This is a genomic window from Luteolibacter arcticus (assembly GCF_025950235.1).
Taxonomy (GTDB): Bacteria; Verrucomicrobiota; Verrucomicrobiia; order Verrucomicrobiales; family Akkermansiaceae; genus Haloferula; species Haloferula arctica.
Map to the genome: position 1 here is coordinate 570,027 of NZ_JAPDDT010000001.1, position 15,209 is coordinate 585,235.

Here is a 15,209-nt window from a genome sequence, read left to right on the forward strand (position 1 = left end):
GGTGCGACACTTACTGCGATCCGCCTGCGAGGTGGGGGAACTTCCGGTAGATCCGGCTGCGGTGGATCTTCAGAAGGCGCGCGGCCTCGGCGACGTTGCCTTGGGTCTGCTCCAGGGCCCGCTGGATCGCGGAGTGCTCGGCGGATTCGAGGTCGAAGCTTTCACCCTGAGGTGGAGGGGCGGGCTTGGATCGTGAGGCGAAGAGCTGGAGGTGCTCGGGTTGCACGGGCTTTCCGCCGGAGAGAATCAGTGCCCGCTCCATGACGTTCTTGAGTTCGCGGATGTTCCCGGGGAAATCGTGCGAGGCGAGCACGGCCAAGGCATCCGCCGAAATGGCGGGAACCGCGGTGCCCATCTCCAGGGAGAAGACTTCAAGGAAATGCCGCGCGAGCAGCGGTAGGTCTTCGGGCCGGTTGCGCAGCGGAGGCAAGTCCACGGTGTAGCGGGCGAGCCGGAAGTAGAGATCCTGCCGGAAATCGCCACTCGCGATCTTCGCCTGCAGGTCGGCATTGGTGGCACTCAGCACGCGAACATCGACACGCCGCGACCGGGTCGCCCCGACCGGCGTGACCTCTCCATCCTCCAACACTCGCAGCAGCTTCGCTTGGAGCGTCGCGGGCATGTCGCCGATCTCGTCGAGGAAAAGGGTGCCGCCATCGGCGAGCTCGAAGTAGCCCTTGCGATCCGAGGTCGCGCCGGTGAACGAGCCCTTCATGTGGCCGAAGAACAGCGACTCCATCAGCTCGGAGGGAATGGCGACGCAGTTCACGGGAATGAACGCTCCTTCCGAACGCGGGCTGTGATGGTGAACCGCGCGCGCGACGAGTTCCTTGCCAGTGCCGCTTTCGCCGGTGATCATCACGCTGGTCTTGCCGAATTGCTGGAGCCGCTCGATGTCGTCGAGGATGCGCTTCAAGTGCTTGCTGTGGCCGATGAAGCCGCCGATGCCCCAGCGCTCGGCCTCCTTTCTGGCCAGCGTGTGAAGCCGCTGGTTCGCGGTGTCGCGGGCCTGCTCGGCATCGCGGCGACGGCCGGACTCGGCCTCCAGCTCGGCGTTGCGTTCCTGAAGTTCGCGGGTCAGCCGCCCGATCTTGAGGTGGGTCGCCACGCGCGAGACAACCTCCTCCGCCTGGAAAGGCTTCTGAATATAGTCCACCGCGCCGACTCTGAATCCTTTCAGAATGCTCTCGGTATCGTTGCGGCTGGTGATGAAGATGACCGGGATGTCGCTGGTCGTCGCCTCCGCCTTCAATTCCCGGCAGAGGTAGTAGCCGTCATGACCCGGCATCATGACGTCGAGCAGGATCAAATCAGGCTTGGCCTTGCCGGCGATGCGCAGCGCGTCCACGGCATTCGAGACAGCGAAGATTTCGTAGCCTTCCTTCTCCAGCACATGGCTGATGAGGGAGAGGCTCGCCGGGGTGTCATCGGCGACGAGGATGCGGCCTTCGGTCATGTCACTTGGATTTGGGCCAGCACGCGTTGGATGGTCTTCATGTCGTAGCTGGAGACGAATTCTCGCAGATGCTGTGCCAGACGCTCGCCCGGCGGACCCAGCGCTTCGACCTCGGCGAGGCAGTTCTTCAGGACCGTCGCGCTGTGGAGTTCGGCGGCCATCACCATCCGGGAGGCGAGCTCTTCGGGAAGCACGAGCGCGCTGAAATCAATGCTCTCCGCGCTCGAAACCGACTGCGGCACAGGGTCGCTGTCGAAATTCACGCCGAGGTGCTGATGCAGCACCGCATAGATCCGCTCGGCGTGAAACGGCTTCGCCACGAAGTCGTCGCAGCCGGCTTTCAAGCACTGCTCGCGCTGGTGAACCAAGGCCGATGCCGAGGTGGCGATGACCTTGATGCCGGTCGTGCCGAATTGGTTGACGATCCTGCGCGTGGCCTCGATGCCATCGAATTCCGGCATCCGCACATCCATGAATACGATCTGCGGACGCGACACGCCGGTCACTTCCACCGCCTGCCGGCCGTGCTCGGCGAGCACTACCTCGCAGCCGACCTGCGTGAGCATCGTCGCGAGCACGTCCCGGTTTTCCGCGATGTCATCCACCACGAGTGCCTTCACGCGGTTCCCCTCGGCCAGGTGTCGAGTCTGCCGCTGCGGCGCCGGTTTTCGCGCGGACTCGCCGACCAGAGGGAGCTTGAGCGAAAGACGGAAGGTCGAGCCATGGCCGGGCTGGGAATCGAGCGTGAGTGCGCCGCCGAGGATCGCTGCCTGCCGTTTCGAGATCGCGAGGCCCAAGCCCGTGCCGGTCTCGGCGTGGCTGCCCGGATCTTGTTGGAAGGGCTCGAAGATTCGTTCCTGCGAGCCCGGATCGATGCCCGGGCCGGTGTCCTCGACTTCGAAATCCCACGCGTCACCGATCTGGTAGATCCGCAGCACGACCCGGCCGCTCTTGGTGAACTTCACCGCATTCCCTAGCAGATTGATCAGGATCTGCCGCAGCTTTCCCTCGTCGCCATGGACTAACAGCGGCCAGCCAAGCGCGGGTGCATCGAGCCGCAGGCCGAGCTGCTTCTCTTCGCAGGGGTGCTGGAAGATCGCCACCAGTTCGTTCGCCAGGGCGTTGACGTCGAAGTCGACGTGCGTGATCTCCATCCGGCCGGCGTCGATCTTCGAGAGATCGAGGATTTCATCGATCAGGTGCAGCAGGTGGTTCCCGCTGCTGAGGATCGTTGCGATCATGTCGCGGTGGAAGGGCGGCAGCCCGCTATCGCGGGCGAGGATCTGCGAGTAGCCGAGAATCGAATTCATCGGCGTGCGGATCTCGTGGCTCATGCTGGCGAGGAATTCCGACTTCGCCTTGTTGGCCGACTCGGCCGATGCTTCGGCCTCCTTGCGGACGAGGATCTCTCCTAACAGTGCCTCATGCGATGCCTTCAACTGCGCCGAGCGCAGGGCCTCCAGCCACAGGTAAGCCGCCAGCAACCCGGTGATCGCCGCCCCGGTCGCGCCAACAATCCACGGGAGGGTCGCGGCATAGAGCCGTCTCAACAGCGGGTCCGGCTCAAAGTGCAGATTCCAGTGCCGCCCGGCAAACTCGACCGGAGTGGTCCACGACAGCGTGCCATGCCAGCGCTCGCCGGATTGGCGGTAGATCGTGCCGCCGGCCGCGGGGTCCTCAATGGAAATTAGCACGCCATTGTTGCCCACCGGCCGCAGCGTCGATTCGATCAGATCACCGATGCGGAATACCGCGGTGGCGAATCCTAACAGGTTCTCGCGACGTTGTTCTGCTGTTTCGACCGGTCCTCGGTAGATCGGGAGAAAAACCACAAAGCCCGACTGTGAGCCCGGTTCCTGTGCCAGTCGTACCGGTGCGGTGGCGGTTGGCAGTCCGGAGTCGCGTGCTAATTCCAAAGCCGCACGCCGGACCGGCTCCGAGCCGACATCGAACCCCAGTGCCGGAGCATTCCTCGCCAAGCTCTCCAGATAGAAGACCGGGAAATATTCCTCGCGTGCGGCGGCGGGGATGAAGTGGCCTTCCGCGTTCTCCTCGGTGAAGCTGAAGTCCGCGAACCCCTCGGCGCGCGCCTTCGCCTCCCATTTCTCGCGATCCGCCGCCTTTACCCGCGGATCCCACGCCAGCGCCTGGAGTTCCGGTTGGCGGGAAAGCGTCGGCTCCACGAAGGTCCGGAACTCCTCCCGCGTGACCTCGGCGTCGGTCCGATACAGCCCTGCGAGGGCGTGCAAGACCTCCATCGAGCGCAGGACTTGGCCGCGGATCAGCTCGGCGCGGTCCTGGGCAAGCTTGCGCAATTCCCGCTCCAAAGCCTCCTGCTGGCCACGTTTCGTCTCCACGGCGATGAGGACCGCCAGGCATAACCCCGCGACCAGCACCAGCAGCGCGGGCAGCTTCGCCGGGGAAATGACAGGGGTTTTCGGGGCCATTGCGCCGCTCCGACAGAGCACCGGACATGCCCGAATTGCCGATACGGCGATTTTTGATTGATCAAGGATGCCGGTCGCCAAAACGGGGTGGCACCTGCGGAGTTGACTGCCACAGGCATTTGAAAGAGGCAGTTGTCATGAAAGGGATGTCAGCGTCTTCGAAGCGAAAGCGCCGTCGTCGCGGACATCGCACGTGGGTGACTTACTGGAGGTGCTTCCTGCTGACTTTGGGGACAGGTCTTGCCGCACTGGGCGGAGCTGGACTATGGGAGCGAACGGGGTCGCCCGAGCCGGGTCCCGGCTGGATTCAACCGCTCATGATAGGCTTCGTGGTGATCGGGCTATGCCTATTGGCGGCCGGACTCTTCGGCTCCAACAAGGATGTTGAAGCTCTTTCTGGCAAATCGCCTCCGCACGAGAGTCTTCTGATCGTAGCGATTCTTGCGGCACCTCTTTACTGGATTCTCAGCTATTTTGAGAGGCGTCGCCGGAGGATGGAGGAGGGGGAGTAATTTCCTGCGATTTTTCAAGTGCGGGTGCCCCTCCACCCGACTATCCCGTGCCCATGCTTCTCGGCGTTAATATCGACCACGTAGCCACCCTGCGGCAGGCGCGCTATGCCCTGCTGCCGGATTCGCCGAATGCCGAGCCGTCGCCCCTGCAGGCGGCGCTCGATGCGCAGGACGGCGGGGCCGACTCGATCACCATCCACGTCCGCGCCGATCGCCGGCACATGCAGGACCGCGATGCCTACGAGATCCGCAAGCACTGCCCGCTGCCCGTGAATCTGGAAATGGGCGTCACTGCCGAGATGACCAAGCTCGCCTTGTCCCTGAAGCCCGAGTTCGCCTGCCTCGTCCCCGAGACCCGCGAGGAGGTCACCACCGAGGGTGGCCTCGATGTCGCCGGCCGGCTTTCCGAGGTGAAGGCCTGCGTGAAGATCCTACAGGACCAAGGCATTCGGGTCTCGCTGTTCATCGACCCCGATCTCCATCAGATCGAAGCCGCCTCGCAGTGTGGCGCGGAGATGATCGAACTCCACACCGGCTGCTTCGCCAACGCCGTCGATGGCGAGTTGGAGCGTGAAATCGGCCGCCTGATCGTAGGTGCGAAGTCCGGTCGCGCCGCGGGCATCCAGGTGAACGCAGGGCACGGCATCAACTACTCTAACATTTTCCGTCTCTTTACCGTGCCTTACCTCGCTGAGTTGAACATCGGCCACACCATCGTCTCGCGGGCGATGCGGGTCGGCTTCAGCGAGGCCGTGCGCGAGATGAAGGAACTCATGGCCGCCTACCCGGAAGCATGAAACTGTTCGGCATTGGCATCGACGTGGTGGAGGTGGAGCGCATCGAGTCGTCGATGGCGGAATTCGGCGAGCGTTTCGCGACCAAGATCTTCACCGCGGGCGAGCGCGCCTATTGCGAGTCCCAAAAGCGCCCGGCCATCCACTACGCGGCTCGCTTTGCCGCGAAGGAAGCGGTGGCGAAGGCATTCGGCACCGGCATTGGCAGGGACCTTGGCTGGCTCGATATGGAAATCGTCCGCAAGGACAGCGGAGAGCCGGAGTTGGTATTGAGCGGGGTGGGGAAGGCGTATGCCGCGGGAAAAGGTATCGCCGAAGTGAAGATCAGCCTGACCCATGCCCACCACTACGCCGCGGCAAACGCGGTGGCGCTGGGGGAGTGAGAGCGCGGGAGCGTGATGCCTTTCCGGTCGCGTAACGACCAAGGATGGTAGCCGTGAGTTTCAACCCACGGTTTGAGCGAAGCCGTGAATGGCGTCGCGTAGCGACGAAGGAATCCAAGCGATGCGGACCCATTTCACGAGACGGCTTTTCCGGCGATAGTTCCGGTGTCGCTCTGCGACACGGTCGGTGCCCGCGTCTGGTCCATGGGCTGAAGCCCATGGCTACCGTCCTTGACCGCTACGCGGTCATAAGGAGGCGGCGCTGTCCTCACTCACACCTCGTCCCGGTGAAGCCAGCGGAATGACGTGACGCGATAGCGCCGGCCGAAGCTCTGGTTCACTGGTTGAAGCTGGGCGATGACCTTGGTTGGCTCGTCCGCCGGATCGACAAAGTCGGCACCGCGTTGAACCTCGGCCTCGCACCAGACGCGGGCGAGGATCTTGCCTTCCCCATCGAGGCAATCGCCATAGGCACGGATCATGAAAGTGTCGGAGCGTGCGGACAGATAGGGGGCGATCGGCGTGAGGATGTCAGCCTGCTTGACCACGCCCGGGATGCCGTAGGCAGCCGGACCGTTCTCGGCCTCGGGGAAGGCATAGCCACGACCTTGACCACCGGGATTCGCGGCCCGGCTTCCAGTGTTGTAGGCCTCGTTGATTGAGACGTCCTTGGAGTCCAACGCGCTCTGGATGGTGCCGGAGCGGGCGAGCGACTTGTCGCTGCCGGGGCGGCGATTGACGAAATCGGCGAGCGACAGGAAGGGACCGCGCTTGCGCACTTCGCGGACGATCGCCTGCGCTAGCAAGTCGATCTCCTTCTCCGTCAATTCCCGGCGGCCGGTCCATTGCGCGGCATCCAGAATGTCGTCCGCGTCCTCGCCGTCGGCCAGCTTGTCCTCGGGGCCGAAGAGTGAGACCACCGGCACATCCGTGCTGTCTTTCCTCTCTTCCGATCCGGTGGAGCCGCGGACACTCACCGGTCGCTGCTTCAATCCGCCAAGCAGGGTCTTCCATGCTTCCACCGAAGTGGAGTTGACGTTGAACATGCCATCGACGGAAAGCAGCGCGGCGATCTTCTGGGCGGCGGCGGCCGACGGGTTGTTGCCGGAGAAAAGCAGGGCGAGCACCTCGTCCGGCTGTTGACCGGCGAGGGCGGGTTGGTAGCGCGAGTTCGGCAGCGGCTTTTCGCCGTTGAGGAATTCGGTCGCCACCTGCTTTTGGGGTCGCTTGTTAGAGAAGGCGGGCGCGGTTTGCGGAGCGATGCCGGACAGGAACCAATCGTCCCACAACGCTTGGTTGGCCAAATACGAATGGTCTGCCAGCGGGCGCGGGCCGCCCAGCGACGACGAGGTCTTTTCCGCCGGGATCACGGATGGAGCAGCGGAGTTGCCAATGGCATGGCTGATCTGTGGCAGCAGCGGCGTGCTGCTGAAGAGTCCGGAGGTGGACCCGGTGAAGCCATTGGCGAAGGCATGCTGGAAAGCAGCCAGGGAGTGGATCGGCTCGCGCGGAATGGTGTGGGTGGTCACGCTGCCGGTGCCGATATCGCGCGTCCAGCCACCACCGAAATAGCCGCCGCCATTGAGGCTCACCTCGAAGTTGCGGTTCTTCCAAGAGTTCAGCGGCTCGATGTGAACCTCGTAGGGCATTACTTCCATTTCATCGGAAGTGAGCGTCTGGAAGTCGATGCGCGGGGCTTTCGGATTGAAGCGAGTCAGGAAGCGCCCGGTGCGGTCCGCTCCCAACTCGGTCTTCACGCCGTAGGAAAAGACCATGATCGGTTCCTTGCGGCCGGCGAGCTGCGAGAAGGTGAGCGGACGGGTGTCGGACGGTTGGATCTTGCTGAAGAACTCCGGCTTCTGTGCCGCGGTGATGCGCTCGGCGGGAAGGCCGTCCTTGCCGTCGATCATCACCCCGCCGAGGCCCGCGGACTCGCCGAGACTCGTGCGATCCTCCTTGTAGAACCAATCGTTTGCCGTGAGGAACCAGGTCGCGGTGCCTTGGGACTGCTCACTGTTCGGCGTGACCTCGTAGCGGATGGTCTCGCTGCCGGCGGTCTCAATGAACTTGCCGGTGCTGTCCTTGATGTCGATGGCGATACCGCCGCCATTGTTCCAGCCTGCCTCTCCGTCGATGTAGTTCAGGCCGGGGTTGAAGTTCTTGATCGCCGTGTTCGGGCCTTGGGAAATCAGCACCACTTCGCCGGGACGCATCGCCAACGGCTTGGCCTTGCCGACTGTCAGGGTCAGGTAGTTGTGGCTGCCCACGATGTTTTTCAGGCTCACCGTCATGGCCCCGCTAGGCCGGGTGATCTTCAGGTCGTAGGGGAGCTGCCAGAACTTCACCGAGTTGTAGGCCGGGGTGACTACGACCGGGACGTCCAGCGGATTCCAAAGCGCAACGATCGGATCGACGACCAAGGCGAGGCGATTGACCGTCTGGCCGGCGGCGTTCTTCACGCTGCGGGCGTGAAACGACAGCACCGTCTGGACATTGATGTAGGTGGGCTGCTTGAAGAGGTTCTCGGGATCGGTATTGAGCGAGGAGAGATTCTCCGCGACCTGCAGGTAGGGCGTTTTGTTGCCGATGCTGCCGCCGGTGGTGTAGGCGGCGCGGGTGCCGGTCTTAAACTCTTTCCAGGAGTTGTAGTAGAGCCATAGCTCCGCTTCGTTGATGCCTTTCTGGCCGCCGACGGTGTAGAGTGCGTTCTGCGGCGCGGAGGACTGCGGCTTTTCAAGGTGGAAGGACAAATCCTTGCGGAAGCCACCGCCGCGCACATTGGTCAGCAGCCCCGAGCTTGAGGCGGCCAGATCGTGGAAGAGCGGGCGTGGGGATTGAGGCTTGTCGGCGAGGAACGCGGCCTGTTGCCAGCCGGTGACCTTGGTGGATCGCGCGTCGTTGCCGGTGAGAGCGGCGAAGGGCTTGCTATCGGCGGTGGACGCCCACTCGACGGCGTTTCGCGGTGAGGAAAGCAGCGTCTGACGGGTGGCGGCCAAGTCGGCAGGCTCGGTCAGCTCCGGATGGGCGAGCGCGGCTTTGACCCCTTGGTCGCCGACCCACCATGCATGCCGGCCTTGGATTCCGCCGGACTTCTCGCCGATCACCAATGGAGCCACCACGCGATGGTCGATGGCTGCGCCGAGCGTGCCCTCGCCGACGAGTTCCGTCGTCCCATTGCTGCTGGTCCCCTTGGCTTCTTCAATGGAGGAAAGGTTGGCCGGATCTCCCGACACGAGCCAGCGCCGGAAGGTCGGCGTGGGGCGGGTGGTGGAAGAAGTGTCCCAGGCATCATAAACGCCGGTCCAGTGCCGGCGGCCTTCCGCAGCGGCAGAGGTGTCGCCATCGCCGCCCTCGGCAAGTTGGTCGGCCGTGGTGGTGATCCGCTGGTCGGGGCCGGTCTGTTTCTGGAGTTCGCCGATTGCCAATGCGAGCGCCATGCGGGCATTGGAGCGAGCCACCGCCATGGCTTCTCCGTGGCTCGCTGACCGCATGCCGATCGTGGAAAGGCTCAGCAGCCCGATTGCCAGCACCGTGAGCAACACCATGAGTGACAGTGACACCACCAGTGCGAAGCCCCGACGGGCGACGCCGTGCGAGGAACCCAATAGACTCGCACGGCGTCTTTTTCTCCCGTCAGACCTCGATGGGGAAACCGGAAAAAGGCAAAAGCGGCGACACTTCATGGTTAGGGATCGGTTGTTCGAAAATCGGCATGAAAACCGACATCCGGTGTCACTTTGCCCGCGAGTGTATCGACAGGGTAGTCGGCAAAACTGCCGATAGGTTGTAGGACAACTAGAGCGCCCTCAACATTTCCAATGCCTCATATTCAATCCGCTGGAATTCACCGTGACTTAGCGGAGAGCTTTTCCCGAAGTTCCATGAGCAGCCTGCCGAGCATGTTCTTGCCGGTGCCGTCGCCGCCATCGCCCCAGTAGGAATCGTTGCCAGTATGCTCGACGAGTTTGGCAGTGCCGGTGGAGAGAAGCAGTTCCTTCAGCTCCGCATGCTGGGCGAACTTGGCTTCCAGTGCCTGGCGCATGATGCCGACCTTCACGGCTTCCCAGTCCTTGCGGAGCTTCTTCTTCCGGTCGCGGCCGAGTCTGGCCGCCAGCATCGGCGAGTTGGCCCTGCGGACTTCTTCGCGGTCGGCGGGATTCTCAAACTTCTGGGCTTGGAAGTAATGCTCCGAGGTTGGCCACTTCTTCTTGCCGAGGGTGATCGGGTAGGCGGAGAAGTTGGAGAACTCGCCGTAGCGATCGCCGACGCTGTAGAAATGGATGGGTTCGGCCATATCAAAGTGCCCGTAGCATCTCCAACGCTTCGTGGAGCTTATCCCGCGTGCCGGTCGAGATCAGCCGTGGGAAACGGGTCCCCTCCAGCATGATATAATCGCCGCCCCGCTGAAGCATCAGCCGCTGGCCCTTGATCTCCACCGAAGCCACGCCTTTGCCGGCGGCGACCAGCCGGATGCGGCCGACGGTGATCAGATTCTCCGCCGGTTCCGGCAGGCGGCCGAACCGATCGCGCCAGCGCGCTTCCATTTGGTCGAGGTCGTTCTCCACCATGCTCTCGGCCAGCTCGCGGTAGGCGCTGACGCGGAGTTGCGTTTCATCGAGCCACCCGCTCGGCAGATAGGCGGGTAGCAGCGGCCCGTCGCCGGAACCCCGGGCAAATTCCGTTTCGGAGAAGGCCACGAAGTCGCTGCGGAAGGTCGCATCGACGCGGGCCTTCGGAGTCTTTCCCTGCAAGCGGTCCACCGATTGACGCAGGAGCTGGCAGTAGAGGTCGAAGCCGACCGCCGCGATGTGGCCGCTTTGCCTGGTCCCTAACAGATTGCCCGCGCCGCGGATCTCAAGGTCGCGCATGGCGATCTTGAAGCCGGAGCCGAGGGCGGTGTACTGCTTGATCGCGTGGATGCGCTTCCGTGCATCACCGGCGGTGATGAAGTCGCGCGGCAGCAGCAGGATGGCGTAGGCCTTTTCTCCCGCGCGGCCAACCCGGCCGCGGAGCTGATAGAGATCGGCGAGGCCGAAGCGGTCGGCGCGATCGATCAGGATCGTGTTCGCGTTCGGGATGTCGATGCCGGTCTCGATGATCGTGGTCGCGAGCAGGATGTCCGCTTCGCCGTGGACGAAGTTCCGCATCACCACCTCCAGCTCATCCTTTTCCATCTGGCCGTGGCCGACGAGAATGCGCGCTTCCGGCACGAGCTCCTGGAGCTTCTTGCGCATCATCTCGATGCTCTTCACCCGGTTGTGCAGGAAGAAGACTTGCCCGCCACGCTTCATCTCCCGGAGGATGGCGTCGCGGATGATGCGTTCGTCGTACTGCACCACGCTGGTGTGGACGGGCACCCTGTTAGGCGGCGGCGTGTCGATGGTGGACATGTCGCGCGCGCCCATCAGTGCCATGTAGAGTGTCCGCGGGATCGGCGTGGCGGACAGCGTCATCACGTCGATGCTGCGGAAGAGCTCCTTGAACTTCTCCTTGTGCTTCACGCCGAAGCGCTGCTCCTCATCGACCACCGCGAGGCCGAGGTTCTTGAAATGCACGTCGCCGGAAATCAGGCGATGGGTGCCAATGACGATGTCGACCGAGCCATCGGCGAGGCCTTGGATGGTCTCCCGGATTTCACTGGGAGTGCGGAAGCGATTGAGCAAATCGACGCGGATCGGGTAGTCGCTCATTCGCTCGCGGAAGGTCCGCCAGTGTTGCTCGGCGAGCACCGTGGTCGGCACCAGCACCGCGACCTGCATTCCGCCGGTGGCTGCCTTGAAGGCCGCGCGGATCGCAACCTCGGTCTTGCCAAAGCCGACGTCACCGCAGATCAGGCGATCCATCGGCTTGGCCGATTCCATGTCGCGTTTCGATTGTTCGATCGCGCGGCGCTGGTCGGGCGTCTCGGTGTAGTGGAATGAATTCTCGAACTCCCACATCCAACGTGAGTCCGGCGGGTGGGGGATGCCGGGCTCGGCTTGGCGCTCGGCCTGTATGCGCAAAAGCTGCGCGGCGTAATCGAGGATCGATTTCTCGGCGCTCTTGCGGATGTTCTTCCACGCGGCTCCGCCGAGCTTGTTCAGATCGGGTGTCTTGCCACCGAGGCCGACGTATTTCGCGACCAGATGGGCCTGGTCGATCGGCACCGCGAGCATCCCGCCGTCCTTGTATTCAATGGTGATTTCCTCGCCGCTTTCCCCGGGCGCGATCCCGCGGAACCGGCCGATGCCGTATTCGTAATGAACGACCAGATCACTCTCCTGGATGTCATCGAGCGATGCTCGCGCGGTGAGGATGCGGCGCGTCTCCTGGCGGCTGCGTTTGAGGGTACCGGGCGTGCGATAGCGGCCGAAGAGCTCGCTGGAAGAAAGCACCGCCATGCGTGCGGCCGGGACGGTGAAGCCCTGGACCAATTCACCGCGCAGGCGGATGACGTCGGCCACCGACTCGTGGCCCGCGAGCTCGATGAAGCGCTCCTCCTCGCCCTTGTTAGAAAACACGATCCCCATTTGCCAGCCCTGCGAGCGCCACTCGTCGAGCTGGTCGAAGAAGCTCTGGCGGCGGGATTGCTCCAGCACGAAGTCGCCGGCTTCGAAGCTGCCGAGCGGGCTGCCAAAGCAGGCGGTGGAGAAGTCCTCCTCGCCGACGCTGTTAGACGCGCCGGAAAGAATGCGGACGTCGGCCTCGATATCCGCGTCCTCGAAGGCGATGCGCACGTCGCCCTTTCGAACATAGTCGGCGACCGTGGCCTCCAGCTCCGGCTCGGCGAGCAACAACTCGGCCTGCGCCAGCTTGCCGACCGACGCCTGGGTATCGACGTCAAACTCACGCAGCGAATCGACCTCGTCGCCGAAGAACTCGAGCCGCAGCGGCCGGCCGCCTTGCCACGGGAAAACATCGAGGATGCCGCCGCGCACGGCGAACTGGCCGCGGCCCTGCACGGTGGTCACGCGGTCGTAACCGTGGGCCGAAAGCTTGGCAGAGAGGTCCAAGGGATCTGCCCCGGCACCCTGCTTCACCACCAGGCGACTGCCTGCCAACTCGGCCGGTGAGGGGGCTCCTTGTGAAAATGCTTCCGCGCCGCAGAGGATCACACAGGCATCGCGCTGGGCGGCGGTATCGAGCACTTCAAGGCGCAGGGCCGCCGATTCAGGATCGGCAAGCTGGCCGCCTTCCAGCTCGACTGGCATTTCCGGCAGGTCGGCCGCATCGATGCCCCACAGGTCCAGTTCCGCGGCGAGCCGCTCGCGCTGCCGCGGCGCATCGCAGACCAGCCACAGGCGCATCTTCTTGGCTCCAGTTAGATGCCGGCAAACCACCGCTGCGAGCCAAGAGTGGGCGGCCTCATCGGCGTGATCGAACACGACGCCTCCCGCACCCGAGACCGCGAGGGTCAGGCGCTGCGCAAAGTCCGGCTGCCCGATTGCCCGCTGCAGCCAGTCGGTGGAGTCGTCCGCCTTGCGGGGCACGCGTTTTCCCTAACCGGCATTTGCCATTGTCCAAGCCCGAAACGGCGATCTCCCGCCCAGGTGTCGATTTCGCCACGTAAAACCACGCCCGCATCGTTCGGGGCGCGTGCTACACCCACGGTGCGGATTGTTTGAAACTCCTGACTATCCATGAGAATTGACATTGTTACCGACACCTTCGCTCCGGACGTAAATGGCGTGGCCATGACGCTCGGCCGGATCTGCGACGGCCTGCGCAGCCGCGGGCACCTCGTTCACGTCATCCGCACCGGTGAGGGCGGGGGACGTGGCGAAACCATCGCGGCGTCGCTGCCGCTGCCGGGATACAAGGAAGTCCGGGTCGGTCTGCCCGGTCCCTTCAGGCTCCGCAAGCGCTGGACCAAGCGCCGGCCAGATGCCGTCTATGTCGCCACAGAGAGCCCGCTCGGCAGCTCGGCGATCAAGACCGCCAACGCGCTTGAGATCCCGGTGGCCGCCGGTTTCCACACGAATTTCCACCAGTACATGGAGCAGTATCGCCTCGGCGGTCTTCAACCGGCCGCCATGGCCTACCTGAAGAAAGTCCACAGCCGGGCAAACCTCACCATGGCGCCCACCCGCGATGTCGTGGACATGCTCGTGCGCGAAGGATTCCAGAACGTCCGCCTGCTCGGTCGTGGGGTGGATACGGAACTCTTCCATCCGGCAAAGCGCGACACCGCCCTGCGCGCCTCGTGGGGTGCTCGCGATGGTTCGCCAGTGGCGATTGTCGTCGGCCGCGTCGCGGCGGAGAAGAACCTGCCCTTCGCCATGGAGTGCTTCCGGAAAATGCGCGAGCGCGTGCCTGATCTCGCCTGCGTGGTGGTCGGCGATGGACCGCTGCGGGAAAAGCTCCAGGGGGAGCACCCCTTCGTCCACTTCGCCGGCGTGCAGACCGGTGAGGACCTCGCCCGCCACTATGCCTCCGCCGATATCCTGCTTTTCCCGAGCGAGACCGAGACCTTTGGCAATGTCTTGCTGGAGGGAATGGCCAGCGGTCTGGTCACCGTCAGCCAGGACTACGCGGCCTCGGGGCGCCATGTCGCCCATGACCGGAACGGCTTGAAGGCTCCGAAGAGCGACCAGGGCGCCTACCTCGGCGAATGCTTTGCCGCCTTGCACCGTTGGCGGGACGATTCTTTTCGGGGCGAAGCCCGCGTCACCACCGAGAGCCTGGGCTGGGGCCAGGTGGTCGAGTCGTTCGAGAACCACTTGCAGGAAGCCTGCGAGTCCCGCGGTCCAGTCACTCTCACGCTCAAGGAAAAGAGCAAGCGGCCGAAGCGGACCTTCCGCACGATCTTCATCTCGGACGTCCACCTCGGCACCGAAGACGCCAAGGTCCATGAGGTGATCGACTTCCTCAAGCACACCCGCTGCGAGAAACTCGTGCTCAACGGCGACATCATCGACGGCTGGGCCCTCAAGCGCGGCGCGAAATGGCGCAAGCGCCACAGCCGCTTCATCCGCACCGTCCTCAAGAAGATGGAGAAGGACGACACCGAGGTCATCTACCTGCGCGGCAATCACGACGACATCCTCGACCGCTTCCTTCCACTCGGATTCGGCAGGCTTCAATTCGTGAAAGAGCACATCCACCACGGGGTCGATGGCAAACGTTTCCTGGTGGTCCACGGCGACGGCTTCGACAGCGTCTCTACCAACCACAAGTGGATCGCGGTGCTGGGAGCGGTCGGCTATGACCTGTTGCTCAAGGTAAACCGCGTCTACAACAAGTATCGCGCCTGGCGTGGCAAGGAATACTACTCGGTGAGCAAGGCCATCAAGGCCAAGGTCAAATCGGCGGTGAACTTCGTCGGCGAGTATGAGCAGCAGCTCCAGGAGCTGGCGCGGAAAAAGCATTGCGACGGCATCATCTGCGGTCACATCCACACGCCCGAGGACAAGCAGGTCGGAGAGATCCGCTACCTGAACTCCGGCGACTGGGTCGAGAGCCTGACCGCCATCGTGGAGCACCACGACGGCCGCCTCGAACTGATCCGCCACTCCGAGTTCATGGCTGAGCTTGCATCCGAAGTCCGGCCCGCGCGGATGGCGGCGGCAAACGTCATCGAGATGGAGCTTTCCGCCTGAGCGTGCCGCCCATCGATTGCGTGCTTGCCGCGCTTTCTG

Annotated in this window: 8 protein-coding genes; 3 read left to right on the forward strand and 5 right to left on the reverse strand. The window is 63.7% G+C overall.

The annotated features are described in order from the left end of the window. Positions 1-10 precede the first annotated feature (10 nt). Together OKA05_RS02340 and OKA05_RS02345 are read right to left on the reverse strand one after the other, a co-directional pair. Positions 11-1,456, reverse strand: coding sequence for a sigma-54-dependent transcriptional regulator (locus tag OKA05_RS02340; protein WP_264485482.1), 1,446 nt, complete (start codon positions 1,454-1,456; stop codon positions 11-13). Continuing rightward, positions 1,453-3,903 (reverse strand): CHASE domain-containing protein, encoded by a 2,451-nt coding sequence (locus tag OKA05_RS02345; protein ID WP_264485483.1) that lies wholly within the window; start codon positions 3,901-3,903, stop codon positions 1,453-1,455. Before OKA05_RS02345 ends, OKA05_RS02340 begins: the two co-directional genes overlap by 4 nt. Before the next feature lie 565 nt (positions 3,904-4,468). Between OKA05_RS02345 and OKA05_RS02350 the strand changes: the two genes are divergently transcribed. Beyond that, complete coding sequence (locus OKA05_RS02350; protein ID WP_264485484.1) at positions 4,469-5,212, forward strand: pyridoxine 5'-phosphate synthase; 744 nt, start codon at positions 4,469-4,471, stop codon at positions 5,210-5,212. 2 nt (positions 5,213-5,214) lie between these two features. Continuing rightward, a complete protein-coding gene (acpS, locus tag OKA05_RS02355; RefSeq protein ID WP_343226943.1) occupies positions 5,215-5,592 on the forward strand; it encodes a holo-ACP synthase in 378 nt (125 codons plus the stop codon). A gap of 272 nt (positions 5,593-5,864) precedes the next feature. Here the strand turns inward: acpS and OKA05_RS02360 are convergent, their stop codons facing one another. From OKA05_RS02360 to mfd, 3 genes are all read right to left on the reverse strand, one after another. Continuing rightward, positions 5,865-9,152, reverse strand: a complete 3,288-nt coding sequence (locus OKA05_RS02360) for a helix-hairpin-helix domain-containing protein (protein WP_264485486.1) — start codon at positions 9,150-9,152, stop codon at positions 5,865-5,867. A gap of 284 nt (positions 9,153-9,436) precedes the next feature. Further along, on the reverse strand, positions 9,437-9,886 hold the full coding sequence (gene ybiA / locus OKA05_RS02365) for a riboflavin biosynthesis intermediates N-glycosidase (RefSeq protein ID WP_264485487.1): 450 nt from the start codon (positions 9,884-9,886) through the stop codon (positions 9,437-9,439). Position 9,887: 1 nt separating this feature from the next. Beyond that, on the reverse strand, positions 9,888-13,061 hold the full coding sequence (mfd, locus tag OKA05_RS02370) for a transcription-repair coupling factor (RefSeq protein ID WP_264485488.1): 3,174 nt from the start codon (positions 13,059-13,061) through the stop codon (positions 9,888-9,890). Between the two features lie 150 nt (positions 13,062-13,211). On the opposite strand from mfd, the gene OKA05_RS02375 reads away from it, so the two are divergent. Next, the gene (locus tag OKA05_RS02375; protein ID WP_264485489.1) at positions 13,212-15,170 is read left to right on the forward strand and encodes a glycosyltransferase; all 1,959 of its coding nucleotides are present in this window, start codon (positions 13,212-13,214) and stop codon (positions 15,168-15,170) included. The last annotated feature ends 39 nt before the right edge of the window (positions 15,171-15,209 follow it).

Excerpts from the sequence above, each read along its gene's own strand:
- OKA05_RS02340 (WP_264485482.1), bottom strand. The coding sequence starts at position 1,456 with ATGACCGAAGGCCGCATCCTCGTCGCCGATGACACCCCGGCGAGCCTC.
- OKA05_RS02345 (WP_264485483.1), bottom strand. The coding sequence starts at position 3,903 with ATGGCCCCGAAAACCCCTGTCATTTCCCCGGCGAAGCTGCCCGCGCTG.
- OKA05_RS02350 (WP_264485484.1), top strand. The coding sequence starts at position 4,469 with ATGCTTCTCGGCGTTAATATCGACCACGTAGCCACCCTGCGGCAGGCG.
- ybiA (WP_264485487.1), bottom strand. The coding sequence starts at position 9,886 with ATGGCCGAACCCATCCATTTCTACAGCGTCGGCGATCGCTACGGCGAG.
- OKA05_RS02375 (WP_264485489.1), top strand. The coding sequence starts at position 13,212 with ATGAGAATTGACATTGTTACCGACACCTTCGCTCCGGACGTAAATGGC.